Source organism: Pseudomonas putida, from assembly GCF_004357765.1.
Lineage (GTDB): Bacteria > Pseudomonadota > Gammaproteobacteria > Pseudomonadales > Pseudomonadaceae > Aquipseudomonas > Aquipseudomonas putida_U.
Genome location: NZ_SMTE01000001.1, coordinates 18,368 through 33,536 on the forward strand (window position 1 = coordinate 18,368; position 15,169 = coordinate 33,536).

Consider the following 15,169-nt stretch of genomic DNA (forward strand, 5'->3'; position numbering starts at 1 on the left):
ACTCCCGGCTCACAGGCCTTCGAAGAATTGGTCCACCCGATGGCGGTCCAGGCCAGCCAGGGTTGGCGGGTTCCAGCGGGGTTGCTTGTCCTTGTCGACGATCAGTGCGCGCACGCCTTCGATGATGTCGCCGTGCTGGAACCACTGGCGGTCCAGGTGCAGCTCCATGGCGAAACAGGCTTCGAGGGGCTGGTGGCGGCCGCGACGAAGCATTTCCAGGGTTACCGCCATGGCCAGCGGCGAGCGGCTTTCCAGCAAGTCGGCAGTGGCCAGGGCCCAGGCATGGCTGTCGCCGACGGTCACGGTGCGTAGTTGCTCGACGATCGAAGGCACGTCGGGCAGGGCGAAGAAGTGATCGATGACTGGACGCAGCGCCTCCAGGGGCGCATTGGGCAAGGTCTGCGAACCCAGACGAGCCAGTAGTTGCTGCAGGGCTTTGAGCGGATGATCGCCCAGCTCCAGGCGCTCCAGACCCTGGTCGAAGGCGGTGAGCTTGTCGCTTGGCAGGTACCAGTCGGCCAGTCCGCAGTACAGGGCATCGGCTGCCTGGATCTGACTACCGCTGACCCCAAGGTAGGTGCCCAATTCACCGGGGATACGCGAGAGGAAATAGCTGCCGCCGACATCCGGGAAATAGCCGATACCGACCTCCGGCATGGCCAGGCGGCTGCGCTCGGTGACGATACGCAGGTCGCAGCCCTGGGCCAGGCCCATGCCGCCGCCCAGGGTGAAGCCGTCCATCAGCACCAGCACCGGCTTGCGGTAGTGGTGGATGCACAGGTCGAGGGCGTACTCTTCGACGAAAAAGGTCTCGTGCAGGCTGTCGCCGGCCTTGAAGCTGTCGTGCAGCGAGCGGATATCGCCGCCGGCGCAGAAGCCTTTGGGGCCTTCGCCACGCAGGACCACGGCGCGTACCTGCGGGTCCACGGCCCATTGGTCCAGGTACTGGCGCAAGCTGCGAACCATGTCTAGCGTCAAGGCGTTGAGGCCGGAGGGACGGTTGAGCGTGAGGTGGCCAATCTGGTTACGTACCTCGGCCAGTACATGATCCGTTGCCGAGATGTGAGCGTGCGCGGTCATCGCGTTCTCCCTGCTTTTTTATTGGTTTTCCACGTAACGTCTGAGGTGCGCTGGAGGATGTTGGGATCCTGGCATGCGTAATTACCTGGCACAATGGATAAAAGTGCAGGGGCATCGTGCATTTTTATCTCCTGCTGACAATAGCAAGTTTCTGCAGTGGTCCCTATGTATAGCGATGGAGAAGCGCCGCAACCGGATCCTTTACCCTGAGCGTAACGAACCGCCGTCCACCTTGATTGATCCCCCATCGGCAGCGGCCTAAGGTGCGTCCACGACAGCGAAACCGTGGAGTCACCAATGACTACAACCAAGAATCCACCGCCGCAATGGTCGCGGCGACGCGCCGAAAAGCAGCGCCGCCTGGACCAGGTCAGCCACCTCGCCGACGGCGTGGTACTGCCGACCGAGCGCATCGTCGAGGCTCTGCAGTTGCTCATCGCGCCCGGCGACCGCGTGGTGCTGGAAGGCAACAACCAGAAACAGGCCGATTTTCTATCCCGCTCGCTGGCCAAGGCTGACCCGGAGCGTCTGCACGATCTGCACATGATCATGCCCAGCGTGAGCCGGGCCGAACACCTCGACCTCTTCGAGCGGGGCATCGCCCGCAAGCTCGATTTCTCCTTCGCTGGTCCCCAGAGCCTGCGCATCGGCCAGTTGCTCGAAGATGGCCTGCTCGAAGTGGGCGCCATCCACACCTATATCGAACTGTATTCGCGCCTGCTGGTGGATCTGATTCCCAACGTCACCCTGGTCGCCGGCTTCATGGCCGACCGCGATGGCAACCTCTACACCGGCCCAAGCACCGAGGACACGCCGGCGCTGGTGGAGCCCGCGGCGTTCAGCGACGGCATCGTCATCGCCCAGGTCAACCAACTGGTAGACCGCGTGGATGACCTGCCACGGGTGGACATCCCGGCGTCTTGGGTCGATTTCGTGGTGGTGGCCGACCAGCCGTTCTACATCGAGCCGTTGTTCACCCGAGACCCGCGCCACATCAAGCCGGTGCACGTGCTGATGGCGATGATGGCGATCCGCGGGATCTATGAGAAACACCAGGTGCAGTCGCTCAACCACGGAATCGGCTTCAACACCGCGGCCATCGAACTGATCCTGCCGACCTACGGCGAGTCACTGGGGCTCAAAGGCAAGATCTGCCGCAACTGGACCCTCAATCCGCACCCGACGCTCATTCCCGCCATCGAAACCGGTTGGGTCGAAAGCGTGCACTGCTTCGGCACCGAACTGGGCATGGAGCACTACATCGCCCAGCGTCCAGACGTGTTCTTCACCGGTCGCGACGGCTCGATGCGCTCCAACCGCATGATGTGCCAGTTGGCTGGGCAGTACGCGGTCGACCTGTTCATCGGCGCGACCTTGCAGGTCGATGGCGATGGCCATTCTTCCACGGTGACCCGCGGACGTCTGGCTGGCTTCGGCGGCGCCCCGAACATGGGCCATGACCCCCGTGGCCGCCGCCATGCGACGCCAGCCTGGTTGGATATGACGGTACCCGACACGATGCTCGAGCGCGGTCGCAAGCTGGTCGTGCAAATGGTCGAAACCTACCAGGAAGGCGGCAAGCCCACCTTCGTCGAGACCCTCGACGCAGTCGGCGTGGCGAAGCAGGCGGGCATGCCTCTGGCACCGGTGATGATCTACGGCGATGACGTCACCCACCTGCTGACCGAAGAGGGCATTGCCTATCTGTACAAGGCCCGCACCCTCGAAGAGCGCCGGCAGATGATCGCCGCTGTCGCCGGCGTCACCGCCATCGGCTTGCGGCACGACCCCAAGGACACTTTGCGCCTGCGCCAGCAAGGGCTGGTGGCGCTGCCAGAAGACCTCGGCATCCGCCGCACCGATGCCAACCGTGAGCTCCTGGCCGCGCGTAGCATCGCCGATCTGGTCGAATGGTCCGGCGGTCTCTACAACCCGCCTGCGCGCTTCAGGAGCTGGTGATGATGGCACTCAACCTTGTGGCAACGGGCATGCACGCGAAGCGGTCAGCCCAGAACAGCGACGTCGCCTTGGCCGACCATCTGGCCGACCTGGCAGTCGAAGCCCTCATCGACGAGGCCGATCTGTCGCCCAAACCGGGCCTGGTCGACCGGCGCGGCAGCGGCGCCCATGCCGACATGAGCCTGAGCATGATGCACGCCTCGGCCTTGGCACTGTGGCCCTGCCTGCGGGCAATGGCCGAAGCCGCCCAGGCCCACGCTACGATCGGCGTGCCGCTGCGCGCCGCGCTGGGCCGTATCGGCAGGGAAGGCGAAGCGGCGATGCTGGCGACCACCGGCGGGGTCAACACCCATCGGGGTGCGATCTGGGCGCTCGGCCTGCTGGTGGCGGCCCGTGCCCTGGACAGCGAGGCCGATCCCCAGGCGCTGGCCGCGCGGGCAGGGCGAATCGCCCTGATCGCCGACCCATACGTCAGCGCTGGCGACAGCCATGGTAGCCAGGTCCGCCAGCGTTATGGCGCCGGCGGCGCCCGCGAGCAGGCCCAGCAGGGGTTTCCTGCGGTCATCGACCACGGCTTGGTGCAACTGCATCGCAGCCGCGCCAATGGCGCCAGCGAAAACCATGCACGGCTCGATGCCTTGCTCGCGATCATGGCCGCCCTTAGCGACACCTGCGTGCTCTGGCGGGCCGGTGCCGATGGTTTGCAAGCCGTGCAGCAGGGCGCGCGCAACGTGCTCGGCGCAGGTGGCAGTGCCACGCTGGCGGGCCGTCGTCTGCTGCGTGTGCTGGACGCCCAGTTGCTGCAACTCAACGCTTCTCCGGGGGGCGCTGCCGACCTGCTGGCCGCCTGCCTGTTCCTCGACAAAGCCGGGAGCCTGTGACATGGAAACCCTGACCTTCAAATACCCCGCCGCCGAACCCGGACGCGGCCGCACCCTGGTCGGTTGCGTCAGTTCCGGCGACCTCGAAGTGCTGATCGAGCCGGGCAATCCCGGCAGCCTGGACATTCAGGTGGTGACTTCGGTCAACGGCAGCGCTGCCCGTTGGACGCAGTTGTTCCAGCGCCTGTTCGAAGGCCGCAGCTTGCCGGCCGTGAAGATCGATATCCACGACTTCGGCGCCACTCCGGGCGTGGTGCGCTTACGCTTGGAACAAGGATTCGAGGAGATCACCCATGACTGATTCCGAACGTCTGCTGCAAAGCCGCAGCTTCGTCGAGCTCGGCGCGCGCCAGCGTGCCCAGGCCTTGCTCGATCCGGACACGTTCCGCGAGTTGCTCGGTCCGTTCGACCGCCTAATGTCGCCCTGGCTGCCACGCCAAGGCATCGTGCCCCAGGCCGATGACGGCGTGGTCATCGCCAAGGGGCGCCTGGCCGGGCGCAACGCAGTAGTGGCTGCAATCGAAGGTGGTTTTCAGGGGGGCAGTATGGGCGAAGTGGGCGGCGCCAAGATCGCCGCTGCCCTTGAGCTGGCCATCGAGGACAACCGTAACGGCATCCCTACCTGCGCCGTGCTGCTCCTGGAAACCGGCGGTGTGCGCCTGCAGGAAGCCAACCTTGGCCTGGCGGCGATCGCCGAGATCCAGGCGGCGATCGTCCAGTTGCGTGGCCACCAGCCGGTGATCGGGTTGATCGCAGGTTCGGTCGGCTGTTTCGGTGGCATGTCCATCGCCGCCGGGCTGTGCAGTCACCTTTTGGTCACCCGCGAAGCGCGCCTGGGGCTCAATGGCCCGCAGGTCATCGAACAGGAGGCGGGCATCGACGAGTACGATGCCAAGGACCGTCCATTCATCTGGAGCCTGACCGGCGGCGAGCAGCGTCATGCCAGTGGCTTGGCCGATGCCTACGTGTCCGACGACCTGACCGCTGTGCGCGAGCAGGTGCTGCAGCTGTTGCAGGCGCCCAGCGCTGCCCGCGCCAGCCGTCCTGACTGGTACCTCGAACGCTTGTCCAGCCTAGGCAGCGACGTCGCCCAACTCGACGGCGCCGACGTGCGTGCCCTCTATCAAGGAGATGCCCGATGAACCGTGCCCTCAATTGGCTCCCTGGCCTGGCTGGCGGCGAAAGCCTGCCTGGCTATCCCGCTTCGCTGCGGGTGGTCGACGCGGAACTGGACAATCGTCTGGCACGCTTCATCGCGGTGGTGCCCGATGCCGACAACCCCTTTCCCCGGGCTCGCGCCGGCGAGGTCGGATTGCTCGAGGGCTGGGGCCTGGCCAAGGCGGTGAACGAGGCCGTGGCGGCGGATCGGCATGGCGAAAAACGCGCCATCGTCGCCGTCATCGATGTGCCCAGCCAGGCCTATGGCCGTCGCGAAGAGGCGTTGGGGATCCACCAGGCACTGGCCGGCGCGGTCGAGGCCTATGCCCAGGCGCGGCTGGCCGGGCACCCGGTGATCGGTCTGCTGGTAGGCAAGGCGATGTCGGGTGCGTTTCTCGCCCATGGCTACCAGGCGCAGCGGCTGATCGCCCTGGATGACAGCGGTGTGCTGGTGCACGCCATGGGCAAGGCGGCGGCAGCGCGCATCACCTTGCGCAGCGTCGAACAACTCGAAGCCCTTGCCGCCGAGATTGCGCCGATGGCCTACGACCTGGACAGCTATGCCTCCCTGGGGCTGTTGTGGCGCCGCTTGAGCGTCCAGGACGCCGAGTCGCCGACCCCGGCAGACATCGCCCAAGTGCGCGCCTGCCTGGCTGAGGCGGTCCGCGATATCGGCGCCTCCACCGACCTGACCTCGCGCCTGGACGGCGAGAACCGCCGCGCCTCTCGCGAGGTGCGGGCCCGTCTGCGCCAGCAGTGGCAGGAGGCGTGAGATGAATCCGCCACGCCCGCACGACCTGCTCTGGGGCATGACCCCGGCAGATTTGCCTGAGGACAGCCCAGAGTGGGCGAGGCAGGTGGTGGCTAGCGGGCAGCCAGTGGTCGTGCGCCGAGCATTGTGCGCGGCGGGCCTGGTGGCGGTGGGCGTGCGCGGGCAGGGGCGCGATCAGCGCCTGGGCGTCGTCATGCGGCTGATGGATATACAGTGCCAGTCAGGCCCGGAAGCGTTGCGCTGGCAAGGCGAGGAAAGCCCCTGGCCGGCACTCCGGGCCCTGGCCAGCGCAACGCCGGTACTCGATGCGACTGGCCTGGGCTGGGGGCCGACCGGCGGCGTGGGCTATTACCTGGCCACCGGTCAACAGGTCCTGCACCTGGACAGTGATCTCGACCTGGTACTGCGTACGCCACGTTTCGTGGCGCGGAGCATGGCGCGTGACCTGCTGGATATTCTCGATCGCGGCCCCTGTCGCATCGATGTTCAACTGGAAACGCCGGCTGGCGCCATTGCCTTGCGTGAATGGGCCAGCGGTGCTTCGCGGGTTTTGCTCAAGTCGGCCCACGGTGCGCGCTTGCTGGCCGATCCGTGGCGAGCCTGCGAGGACGCGGCATGAGCAGTCTGTTCGCCTTTCCTGGCCAGGGCGCCCAGCAGGCAGGCATGTTGCATCGCCTGCCTGCCGGGGCTCGGCCCTTGCTCGAAGCTGCCAGCGACGTGCTCGGCGAACAGGTGCTGGAGTTGGACAGCGAACAGGCCTTGCAGTCCACCCGTGCCGTGCAGCTGTGCCTGCTGCTCGCCGGAGTGGCCTGGGCTAACGAGTTGATCCAGCGCAGCCCGGCCCCGGACTATGTGGCTGGTTTGTCCATCGGTGCCTATCCGGCGGCGGTGGTGGCCGAGGCCTTGGATTTCACCGATGCCGTGCGCCTGGTGGCGCTGCGCGGCGAGCTGATGCAGCGCGCCTACCCGCAGGGCTATGGCATGACCGCCTTGAACGGCCTGGACCTAGGCTGCGTCGAACAGTTGCTGGCCGAGGTTGGCGGCGAGGTCTTCGTTGCCAACCTCAACAGCGAAAACCAGATCGTGATCGCCGGTGCCGACGCCGCCATGGCCGAAGTGGCAGCGCGTGCTCGCCACCGAGGTCAGGGTGTGGCCCGTCGCCTGGCGGTGAGTGTGCCGTCGCACTGCCGGCTGCTCGACGGCCCGGCCGCCGAACTGGCTGCTGCCTTCGCCAGCGTCACCGTGCGTCGCCCGCGCATCACGTATCTCAGTGGCAGCAGCGCACGGCCGATCTTCGATCCACTACGCCTGCGCGACGATCTGGCCGGCAACATGGCACGGGTCGTCGATTGGCGTGCTACGTTGCGCAACGCCTATGAGCGTGGCGTGCGCCTGCATCTGGAAATGCCCCCCGGCAGCGTACTCAGTGGCTTGGCACGACCGGTGTTCGAACAGGGCCGCTGCCTGGCCCTGGAAATGACCTTGCCCGATACCGTCGACGCCTTGCTGCGTCAGGAGGTGAGCCGGCGCCAATAACTGCCGTGTTTTTCGAAGGACAACAACAAGCAACTTCGACCCAACGCGAGGACAATAACAATGATTATCTACGGTGTGGCCTTCCTGGCCTTGTGTACGCTTTTCGGCCTGTTCATCGGTGAGCTCCTGGGCAAGCTCCTGGGCATCCCGGCCAACGTCGGCGGTGTCGGTATCGCCATGCTCCTGCTCATCTTCCTCGGCAGCTACCTCAGCAAACGTGGCTTGTTCACCGGTAAAGCCGAACAGGGTGTGGAGTTCTGGAGCGCCATCTATATCCCGATCGTGGTGGCCATGGCGGCACAGCAGAACGTGCTCGGTGCGCTGTCTGGCGGGCCCATGGCCATTCTGGCAGGGACCGTGGCGGTCTTGGCGAGCTTCGCCATGGTGCCGCTGCTCGATCGCCTTGGGCAAAAGAAGCCTGAGGCGGTAACCGACAAATCCCTGACCACGCCGCAACGGTGACCGCCATGTACGAATCCATGATTAAAGTGATCAACGGTTACGGTCTGATCAGCGGCTTCGCCGTCATCGGCGTGACCATGTGGTTGTCCTACTGGTTGAGCGCGAAACTCACCCACGGCCGTCTGCACGGCTCGGCGATCGCCATCTTCCTGGGGCTGGTGCTGTCTTATTTCGGCGGTGTGATGACCGGTGGGCATAAGGGGTTGGTGGACATCCCGTTGCTCTCTGGTGTTGGCTTGCTGGGCGGGGCGATGTTGCGTGATTTCGCGATCGTCGCCACGGCCTTCGGCGTCAACATCGACGAACTCAAGCGCGCTGGGGTATCTGGCGTCATCTCGTTGTTCTTCGGTATCGCCGTTTCGTTCGTGGCGGGTGTCGGCGTGGCCATGGCATTCGGTTATACCGATGCGGTGAGCCTGACCACCATCGGTGCTGGCGCGGTGACCTATATCGTTGGCCCGGTGACCGGCGCGGCGATCGGTGCCAGCTCCGAAGTCATGGCCCTGTCGATTGCCGCAGGCCTGGTCAAGGCGATCCTGGTGATGGTGGTGACCCCCTTCGTGGCACCCATGATCGGTCTCAACAACCCGCGCACGGCGGTGATCTTCGGTGGTTTGATGGGCACTTCCAGCGGCGTCGCCGGCGGCCTGGCCGCGACCGATCCGAAGCTGGTGCCCTACGGTTGCCTGACCGCTGCGTTCTACACTGCGCTGGGTTGCCTGCTCGGGCCGTCTCTGCTGTTTTTCATCATGCGCGCCATTGCGCTGTAAGGCAGTGCTGCCTGGCCTCAGGTCAGGGCGGCGCTGTACATCCGGCATTCGGCCAGTAACGCCAACAGGTTCGGCTCGCGCTCGCGGGCCTTGAGAAACACCACGCCGATATGCTGCTGCAGCCGGTAGCGCGGCTGCAGCGGGATCAACCGCACGCGGTTTTCATACACGGCGGCGATGCGCCCTGGCAGCAGGGCGAAGCCGACGCCAGAGCTGACCATGCTGAGGAGGGTGAAGATGTCGTTGACCTGCATCGCCACCTTCGGTTCGAAACCGGCCTGCTGGAACACCCGCGCACCGTCACGGTGAGTGGCGAAGCCTTGGGTCAGGGTGATGAAGGTCGAGTCGGCCAGGTCGGCCAGGTCGACCTCGGCCTGCTCGGCGAAGGGGGAATCGATGGGTACGGCCAGAAAGATATTGTCGGAGAACAGCGGCAACTGCGCACAGGTCGGGTCGTTGATGCTGTCGTCCAACGATACCAAGATCGCCTCGAGTTCATGGTTCTTCAGGCGCTGCAGCAAATCGACGTTCGAGCCCAGGTTGAGATCGATGTTGAGCTCGCTGCGGCGCAGCTTCAAGCCCATGACCAACTTCGGGACGGTCTTGACGGTCAGCGAGTAGAGGGCGCCGAGACGAAAACGCTCGGCATAGAACCCTGCTGCCTCGCGAGTCTGACGTACCAGCTGCTCGGCATCCTGGATCAATTGCCGGGCCTTTTTCTCCAGTACGTAGGCGCTTTCCAAAGGGATCAACTGGCGGCCTTCATGCTTGAACAAGGGACAACGCAGGGCACTTTCCAGGGAATGGATCGCCCGGTGTACGCTGACCGCGCTGGTCGAAAGCTCGGCAGCGGCCCGGCCCAGGTTGCCGCTGCGCATGAAGGCGAGAAAGGTTTCCAGTTTCTTCAGGGTCAGTTCTTCGTCGATCAGCATGCCGAAGGCTCAGGTAGGATTGCCCCGATCATGCCACAGAAGGTCACTGCCCGGGGCGGGCCTTCGCCGAGGCGCTTGTCGCTCAACCATCGGATTGTTCCTCCGGCGGCACTTGCCCCTCCGGCCAATCAGGCGCCTCCTGTTCAGGCTCAGGCGTAGGCACTGGCTCACCGGGGTCATGGGGTATCTCGTCGACATAGGGATCGGGGTGATTGGGGTGGGTCATGGCAGGTCTCCTGGTTGATGTCGTGCGGTAGGCAGCGGTCGCCCCAGGACTGTTCAGTCGGATTCGCCGAGCGGGGGAACGTCGAGCCACGCAGACACTCCATTGCAGCAACGGCGCAAAACGGAATCTTGCCATGCTCATCAGCGCGATCAGCTTTTTCACCACCTTGGTTGCCATGGAGGTCGTCGCCTACCTGGTGCACAAGTACGTCATGCATGGGGTGGGGTGGGGTTGGCATCGCTCTCACCACCAACCACGCCATGGTGCATTCGAGAAAAACGATCTGTTCGCGGTGGTGTTCGCGGTGCTGGCCATTGCCCTGATCGCCCTGGGCAGCGCCGGGCTGTTTCCTTTGCAGTGGATCGGCGCGGGCATGACGGGATATGGCGCGCTGTACTTCATCGCCCATGATGGCCTGGTGCATCGGCGCTGGCCGCTGCGTTGGGTGCCCCGCAGCGGTTACCTCAAGCGGTTGTACCAGGCTCACCTGATGCACCATGCGGTACAAGGCCGTGACGGCTGCGTATCGTTCGGGTTCCTGTATGCCCCGCCTATCGAGCGCTTGCGCCGTCAGTTGCGCGCGCGCCATGACGGGCCGCTATCCCGCCAGGACGCTGCCAGAGTCGCCCGTCCCGAGCCTGGGCACGGCACAGCCGACGCGTCAGCGAGCGCCACAGACCGCTGAGAATCGCGCCGAGCTTTTCCCTGCGCGAAGTCGCCAAGCGCCCATCCCAGGCGTTGACGCCGGCGGCCTGCACCTTGATTCCGATCCGTCGATATACCAGCGCTGCCGTTGCCACTGCCCAGGCCGAGCGCCAGGGCAGGGCAGCGAGCCCCGCCTGCGCGCTGCGGTAGTAAGGTTCGGCCTCTGCCAGCAAACGCTCGGCCATGGCCGCCACGGCTGGCCGGTAGCGCGGCTCGGCCAGGCCCCAGGCCGGCACCTCGAACTCATCCAGCCAAGCCTGGGGCAGGTAACAACGCCCGACGCGGGCGTCTTCGACGATGTCGCGGGCGATGTTGGTCAGTTGCATGGCCAGGCCCAGATCGCATGCCCGGTCCAGCACAGCCGGATCGCGCACGCCCATCACCCGCGCCATCATCAGGCCCACCACGCCGGCGACGTGGTAGCAGTAACCCAGGACGTCCTGCGGGCGCGCGTAGCGCTGACCCGCGACATCCTGGGCAAAGCCTTCGAGCAGGTCGAAGGCTTCGTCGGGCGGGATGCCGTGGCGCTGGGCAACATCACCCAGTGCTGCGAACGCGGGCGTCTGGGCGGGCAACCCGGCGTAGATCTCGCGGGTCTGCCTTTGCAAGTCGGCAAGGCGCCGGCGGGCCTGCTCCGCGGGCAGGGGCAGGGCATCATGGCCGGCCTGCTGGCCATCGATCACATCATCGCAGTGGCGGCACCAGGCATACAGCAACATGGCGCTGCGCCGGGTCGCCGGATCGAACAGCCGGGCGGCTGCGGCGAAGCTCTTGGAGCCTACCGCGATGCTGTGTTCGGCATGCCGCAGCAGCGGGTCGGATCGTTGTTCGCTCATCGTGACAGGTCCTCCAGCATCAGCCCAGCGGTGGCCTTGGCCGATGCGATCACCCCAGGTACGCCGGCACCGGGGTGGGTACCGGCCCCGACCAGATACAGGTTGTGCAGGTGGGCGTCGCGATTGTGCGGACGGAACCACGCGCTCTGAGTCAGCAAAGGCTCCAGCGAAAAGGCCGAACCCAGATGGGCGTTGAGCTGTTCGCGGAAATCCAGCGGGGTGAAGGTGCGGCAGGTCACCAGGTCGTCGCGCAGACCCGGTATGTAGTGACGCTCCAGGTAGGCGAAGATGCGATCGCGATATCGGGGCCCTTCGCTCGCCCAGTCGATCGGAGCGTTGCCCAGGTGCGGCACCGGTGCCAGCACATAGTGGCTCGAACAGCCGGGCGGCGCCAGGCTCGGGTCGGTGGCGCAGGGTGCGTGCAGATACAATGAGAAGTCCGTCGGCAGCGCTGGTCCGTTGAAGATCTCCTCGACCAGCGCCTGGTAACGTGGGCCGAAGCACACAGTGTGGTGGCGCAGCTGCGGCTGGGCACGGCGAAGGCCGAAATGCACCACGAACAACGAGTTGCTGAAGCGCTTGCCCAGCAACCGGCGGCCTTCCTGGGCGCCTCGTCGATGCTGGCCCAGGAGTTCCGTATAGGTGTGCACCACGTCGGCATTGGAGGCCACGGCATCGGCCTGCCAATGCCGCCCATCCCGGCTGCGCACTCCGGTCAGGCGCTGGCCGTGGGTGTCGAAGGCGGCGACCTCGGCGTTGAGCTCCAAAGTCCCGCCCAGGTCGCGAAACAACTGCGCCAGGCCGTTGACCAGGGCGCCCGTGCCGCCCTTGGCGAACCATACGCCCCATTGCCGTTCCAGTGCGTGGATGAGTGTGTAGATCGACGAGGTCGCGAACGGGTTGCCGCCGACCAACAACGCATGAAACGACAACACTTGGCGCAACCGTTCGCTACGCACGAAGCGCGACACCATGGCATAAACGCTACGCCAGGCCTGCAGACGGGCCAGTTGCGGGCCGGCCTGGAGCATGCTGCGAAACGACAGGAACGGCACCGCGCCGAGCTTCAGGTAGCCCTCATCGAGCACCGATCGCGAGTACGCCAGAAAACGCCGGTAGCCTTCTACATCGGCAGCGTCCAAGGCATGGATCTGGCGCTCCAGCTGCTCTTGGTCGTTGCTGTAGTCGAACGTCGTGCCATCCTCCCAGCACAAGCGATAGAACGGGTTCACGGGCAACAGTTCGAGGTATTCGCCCATGGGTTTGCCAGCGAGGGTGAACAGCGCCTCGATGGCCGTGGGATCGGTGATCACCGTAGGCCCCGCGTCGAACGTGAAGCCTTGGTCGTGGTACACGTAGGCGCGGCCTCCTGGCCGATCGCGTCGCTCCAGCAAGGTGGTGTGGATGCCGCTGGCCTGGAGGCGTATGGCCAAGGCCAGCCCGCCGATCCCTGCGCCCACCACCACGGCTGATTTTCCTTGAGTCATGCAGGCTCCTTGAACGATTGAGGGGAATGGCGCAGTGCGGCCCTCAACGCCTCGGCCACCGGGACGGGTGGTTTGCCGACGAGGATGCGCAGGCGGTCACGCCAATGGCTGTGGCCGGCGTAGAAACGGCCGATCAACGGTTCGGGCAGGCGATGAAAACGCTCCATCACTCGCCAGCGGTCGTCGGGGCGTCCAGCCAGGAACAACATGCGGTTGAGCAATCGATAGAAGCTCTGATCTCGCCAGCGTCGGTGCAGATAACGGCCCAGCTGGTCTGCCAGACCGTCGGCGTCAGACAGCGGCTGCTGGGCGAGCCAATCGGCCAGTCGGACCGCTTCGGGCAGCGAGTAACCGGTGGTGCAATGGAACAGACCGGCGCGCAGGCCAGCCAAGGGCTGGCCTCCCTGCGCGGCCCACCAGGCAGGAAAATCCTCGGCCAGGGTGATGGGCAGGACGCCGTGCTCTTCACGTATGCATGCGTGCACCTGCCAGCCGTGCTGGCAGGCATATTCGGCGATATGCCCGCGCAACTGTTCAGGCTCGGGAGGTTGCCCATCGACGTAGTGGGTGTCTTCGATCAACAACGTATCGGCGCTCAACGGCAGCACGTAAACGAAGCGATAGCCTTGGCCCTGGTACACGCGGGCGTCCATGAGGATCGGTGCGCTCAGGCCGTGAGGCCGTATCATGCGCAGCACCTGGCCGAGAAATGCCTGCTGGCCCAGCACCCGGTGCGGACTGGCCTGGGCGCCACGGCCATCGATCACCACGCGGGCCTGCAGGCGCTCGCCGCCTTCCAGCGTCACCTGCTGTGCGCTGACCTGGCTAACCGCACAGTGGGTGCGTAGCGCCGGCCCCAGGGCGAGCTCGAGGCGCTCGGCGAAATGCTCGCTGGTGATGCTGGCATAACCGCTGGCGACACGACGCGACAGGTTCGGGAAGTGCACGTGGTAGGCCGGCCAACGCTTGACCACTAGCGGTGCCAACCAGTGCTGCTGAGCTGGGGTGAGGTCGGTATCGTGGAACGACCAGGTATGGTTGCCGCCGATCCGCGGCGCCTGTTCCAGGCACACCAGATCGAGCTCCGGACGCACCTGGCGCAAACGCCAGGCGATCAGGCCGTTTGCCAGGCCGCCGCCGACCAGGATCAGGTCATGCTTCATGCCGGTTGCGGCCCGGGTCCGAGTAAGCGCGCCCGGCGCAGTTGCGCGAGATTGCGCGAGCCGGTGCAAAAGCAGGCAATACGCAATTGACGCAAGACCACGTCGAAGTGTTCGATGACGGCCTCGGTGGAGGTCAGTGCTGCCTCGAGCACTCCAGCCGCCTGGCCGACCAGATCGGCGCCCAAACGAATGGCCTTGGCGGCTTCCAGGCCGTCACTGACACCTCCCGAAGCGATCAGGCCGACCTCCGGTAACGCCCTGCGCACAGCCAACAGGCATTGCGCGGTCGGAATGCCCCAATCGCGAAAGGCCAGGGCCACGGCGCGATCGGCGGCGCTGCTGGCGCGCTGGGCCTCGACCGCTGCCCAGCTGGTACCGCCAGCACCGGCCACGTCGATGATCTGTACGCCGGCATCGACCAGCGCCCGGGCCACCGTAGGCGAGACGCCGGCACCCACTTCCTTGGCGATCACCGGTACGTCCAGGACGCGGGTGAGTGCCTCGATCCTGTCCAGCACGCCCCGCCAATCGCGGTCGCCCTCGGGCTGGACCGCCTCCTGCAGCGGGTTCAGGTGGATGATCAAGGCATTGGCTTGCAGGCTGTCGACGGCCCTGCGCGCCAGATCCAGGCCATCGACCTCGCGCAGTTGCGCCGCGCCAAGGTTGGCGAGCAATGGAATGCTGGGAGCAAGCCGTCGTAGAGCAGGGGTCAGGCCCGTGGCCGGGCCCCCTTGCAGGCTCACTCGCTGCGAGCCTACCCCCATAGCGATGCCTAGCGCTTGGGCCGCTTCCGCCAAGTGATGATTGATGTGCTCGGCGCGCTGCGCACCACCGGTCATCGAACTGATCAACAACGGCGCACGCAGGGAAATGCCCAGCAGCGAGGTGCCCAGGTCGATCTCGTCCAGGGCCATCTCCGGCAGCGCGCAGTGCTCGAAGCGAATGGCCGACCAGCCCGGGTCGACGGCGGAGGCAGCTTGTCCAGGGGCCAGCACGATGTCCAGGTGGTCGTCCTTGCGTTGACTCAGCAAGCTTTTCTTCATGCCCGCTCCATTGCCAGGGAATCATCCGAGGGGCGCGTGAGGTCTGTGCAAAAGACAGGGGGGTTGTACAACGCAGCCCGATTTGTATAGCTAAGCCCAAAACGGCACAGCATGTGAGGCAACGGCAACTGTCGGTTCGTTCCTTCGACCTGTGCACCG

The 15,169-nt window shown here is 65.5% G+C and carries 16 protein-coding genes and 1 pseudogene; 10 read left to right on the plus strand and 7 right to left on the minus strand.

What is annotated here, in order from left to right:
• Positions 1–9: 9 nt before the first annotated feature.
• The gene (locus E2H86_RS00100; RefSeq protein WP_133323856.1) at positions 10–1,080 is read right to left on the minus strand and encodes an enoyl-CoA hydratase/isomerase family protein; all 1,071 of its coding nucleotides are present in this window, start codon (positions 1,078–1,080) and stop codon (positions 10–12) included.
• Positions 1,081–1,377: 297 nt separating this feature from the next.
• Here E2H86_RS00100 and mdcA point away from each other — a divergent pair, with 297 nt between their 5' ends.
• From mdcA to madM, 9 genes are read left to right on the plus strand one after another with little or no spacing between them, the layout of a single operon-like run.
• Complete coding sequence (mdcA, locus tag E2H86_RS00105) at positions 1,378–3,039, plus strand: malonate decarboxylase subunit alpha (protein ID WP_133323857.1); 1,662 nt, start codon at positions 1,378–1,380, stop codon at positions 3,037–3,039.
• 29 nt (positions 3,040–3,068) lie between these two features.
• Positions 3,069–3,920 (plus strand): triphosphoribosyl-dephospho-CoA synthase, encoded by an 852-nt coding sequence (locus tag E2H86_RS00110; RefSeq protein ID WP_409977276.1) that lies wholly within the window; start codon positions 3,069–3,071, stop codon positions 3,918–3,920.
• 1 nt (position 3,921) lies between these two features.
• On the plus strand, positions 3,922–4,221 hold the full coding sequence (locus E2H86_RS00115; RefSeq protein WP_133323859.1) for a malonate decarboxylase subunit delta: 300 nt from the start codon (positions 3,922–3,924) through the stop codon (positions 4,219–4,221).
• Positions 4,214–5,062, plus strand: a complete 849-nt coding sequence (locus E2H86_RS00120; RefSeq protein ID WP_133323860.1) for a biotin-independent malonate decarboxylase subunit beta — start codon at positions 4,214–4,216, stop codon at positions 5,060–5,062. Before E2H86_RS00115 ends, E2H86_RS00120 begins: the two co-directional genes overlap by 8 nt.
• Positions 5,059–5,850: a biotin-independent malonate decarboxylase subunit gamma gene (mdcE, locus tag E2H86_RS00125; RefSeq protein ID WP_133323861.1), complete on the plus strand. Its 792-nt coding sequence runs from the start codon at positions 5,059–5,061 to the stop codon at positions 5,848–5,850. Before E2H86_RS00120 ends, mdcE begins: the two co-directional genes overlap by 4 nt.
• 1 nt (position 5,851) lies before the next feature.
• The gene (locus E2H86_RS00130) at positions 5,852–6,469 is read left to right on the plus strand and encodes a malonate decarboxylase holo-ACP synthase (protein ID WP_133323862.1); all 618 of its coding nucleotides are present in this window, start codon (positions 5,852–5,854) and stop codon (positions 6,467–6,469) included.
• Positions 6,466–7,386 (plus strand): malonate decarboxylase subunit epsilon, encoded by a 921-nt coding sequence (gene mdcH / locus E2H86_RS00135; RefSeq protein WP_133323863.1) that lies wholly within the window; start codon positions 6,466–6,468, stop codon positions 7,384–7,386. The genes E2H86_RS00130 and mdcH overlap by 4 nt, the downstream gene beginning before the upstream one ends.
• A gap of 60 nt (positions 7,387–7,446) precedes the next feature.
• Positions 7,447–7,848: a malonate transporter subunit MadL gene (gene madL / locus E2H86_RS00140; protein WP_133323864.1), complete on the plus strand. Its 402-nt coding sequence runs from the start codon at positions 7,447–7,449 to the stop codon at positions 7,846–7,848.
• A 5-nt stretch (positions 7,849–7,853) separates the two neighbouring features.
• Positions 7,854–8,618 (plus strand): malonate transporter subunit MadM, encoded by a 765-nt coding sequence (gene madM, locus E2H86_RS00145; protein WP_133323865.1) that lies wholly within the window; start codon positions 7,854–7,856, stop codon positions 8,616–8,618.
• Between the two features lie 17 nt (positions 8,619–8,635).
• Here the strand turns inward: madM and E2H86_RS00150 are convergent, their stop codons facing one another.
• Positions 8,636–9,550: a LysR family transcriptional regulator gene (locus tag E2H86_RS00150; protein ID WP_133323866.1), complete on the minus strand. Its 915-nt coding sequence runs from the start codon at positions 9,548–9,550 to the stop codon at positions 8,636–8,638.
• Positions 9,551–9,632: 82 nt separating this feature from the next.
• Positions 9,633–9,776: a hypothetical protein gene (locus E2H86_RS25890; protein WP_165976020.1), complete on the minus strand. Its 144-nt coding sequence runs from the start codon at positions 9,774–9,776 to the stop codon at positions 9,633–9,635.
• 133 nt (positions 9,777–9,909) lie between these two features.
• On the opposite strand from E2H86_RS25890, the gene E2H86_RS00155 reads away from it, so the two are divergent.
• On the plus strand, positions 9,910–10,461 hold the full coding sequence (locus tag E2H86_RS00155; protein WP_133323867.1) for a sterol desaturase family protein: 552 nt from the start codon (positions 9,910–9,912) through the stop codon (positions 10,459–10,461).
• On the opposite strand, the pseudogene E2H86_RS00160 reads toward E2H86_RS00155, so the two are convergent.
• The 4 genes and pseudogenes from E2H86_RS00160 to fni all read right to left on the minus strand — a co-directional run.
• A pseudogene (locus E2H86_RS00160) lies at positions 10,385–11,317 on the minus strand (phytoene/squalene synthase family protein); the annotation flags it as partial. The gene E2H86_RS00155 and the pseudogene E2H86_RS00160 sit on opposite strands and share 77 nt — an antisense overlap.
• The gene (locus E2H86_RS00165; protein ID WP_133323868.1) at positions 11,314–12,804 is read right to left on the minus strand and encodes a phytoene desaturase; all 1,491 of its coding nucleotides are present in this window, start codon (positions 12,802–12,804) and stop codon (positions 11,314–11,316) included. The gene E2H86_RS00165 and the pseudogene E2H86_RS00160, both read right to left, overlap by 4 nt.
• Positions 12,801–13,967: a lycopene beta-cyclase CrtY gene (gene crtY, locus E2H86_RS00170; RefSeq protein WP_133323869.1), complete on the minus strand. Its 1,167-nt coding sequence runs from the start codon at positions 13,965–13,967 to the stop codon at positions 12,801–12,803. The genes E2H86_RS00165 and crtY overlap by 4 nt, the downstream gene beginning before the upstream one ends.
• Entirely contained in the window at positions 13,964–15,010 is a 1,047-nt protein-coding gene (gene fni / locus E2H86_RS00175; protein WP_133323870.1) for a type 2 isopentenyl-diphosphate Delta-isomerase, read from the minus strand. Before fni ends, crtY begins: the two co-directional genes overlap by 4 nt.
• Positions 15,011–15,169: the final 159 nt, after the last annotated feature.

Excerpts from the sequence above, each read along its gene's own strand:
- E2H86_RS00115 (WP_133323859.1), top strand. The coding sequence starts at position 3,922 with ATGGAAACCCTGACCTTCAAATACCCCGCCGCCGAACCCGGACGCGGC.
- crtY (WP_133323869.1), bottom strand. The coding sequence starts at position 13,967 with ATGAAGCATGACCTGATCCTGGTCGGCGGCGGCCTGGCAAACGGCCTG.
- E2H86_RS00155 (WP_133323867.1), top strand. The coding sequence starts at position 9,910 with ATGCTCATCAGCGCGATCAGCTTTTTCACCACCTTGGTTGCCATGGAG.
- E2H86_RS00150 (WP_133323866.1), bottom strand. The coding sequence starts at position 9,550 with ATGCTGATCGACGAAGAACTGACCCTGAAGAAACTGGAAACCTTTCTC.
- mdcA (WP_133323857.1), top strand. The coding sequence starts at position 1,378 with ATGACTACAACCAAGAATCCACCGCCGCAATGGTCGCGGCGACGCGCC.
- fni (WP_133323870.1), bottom strand. The coding sequence starts at position 15,010 with ATGAAGAAAAGCTTGCTGAGTCAACGCAAGGACGACCACCTGGACATC.
- E2H86_RS25890 (WP_165976020.1), bottom strand. The coding sequence starts at position 9,776 with ATGACCCACCCCAATCACCCCGATCCCTATGTCGACGAGATACCCCAT.
- E2H86_RS00110 (WP_409977276.1), top strand. The coding sequence starts at position 3,069 with ATGCACGCGAAGCGGTCAGCCCAGAACAGCGACGTCGCCTTGGCCGAC.
- madL (WP_133323864.1), top strand. The coding sequence starts at position 7,447 with ATGATTATCTACGGTGTGGCCTTCCTGGCCTTGTGTACGCTTTTCGGC.
- E2H86_RS00130 (WP_133323862.1), top strand. The coding sequence starts at position 5,852 with ATGAATCCGCCACGCCCGCACGACCTGCTCTGGGGCATGACCCCGGCA.
- mdcE (WP_133323861.1), top strand. The coding sequence starts at position 5,059 with ATGAACCGTGCCCTCAATTGGCTCCCTGGCCTGGCTGGCGGCGAAAGC.
- E2H86_RS00165 (WP_133323868.1), bottom strand. The coding sequence starts at position 12,804 with ATGACTCAAGGAAAATCAGCCGTGGTGGTGGGCGCAGGGATCGGCGGG.
- madM (WP_133323865.1), top strand. The coding sequence starts at position 7,854 with ATGTACGAATCCATGATTAAAGTGATCAACGGTTACGGTCTGATCAGC.
- E2H86_RS00120 (WP_133323860.1), top strand. The coding sequence starts at position 4,214 with ATGACTGATTCCGAACGTCTGCTGCAAAGCCGCAGCTTCGTCGAGCTC.
- mdcH (WP_133323863.1), top strand. The coding sequence starts at position 6,466 with ATGAGCAGTCTGTTCGCCTTTCCTGGCCAGGGCGCCCAGCAGGCAGGC.
- E2H86_RS00100 (WP_133323856.1), bottom strand. The coding sequence starts at position 1,080 with ATGACCGCGCACGCTCACATCTCGGCAACGGATCATGTACTGGCCGAG.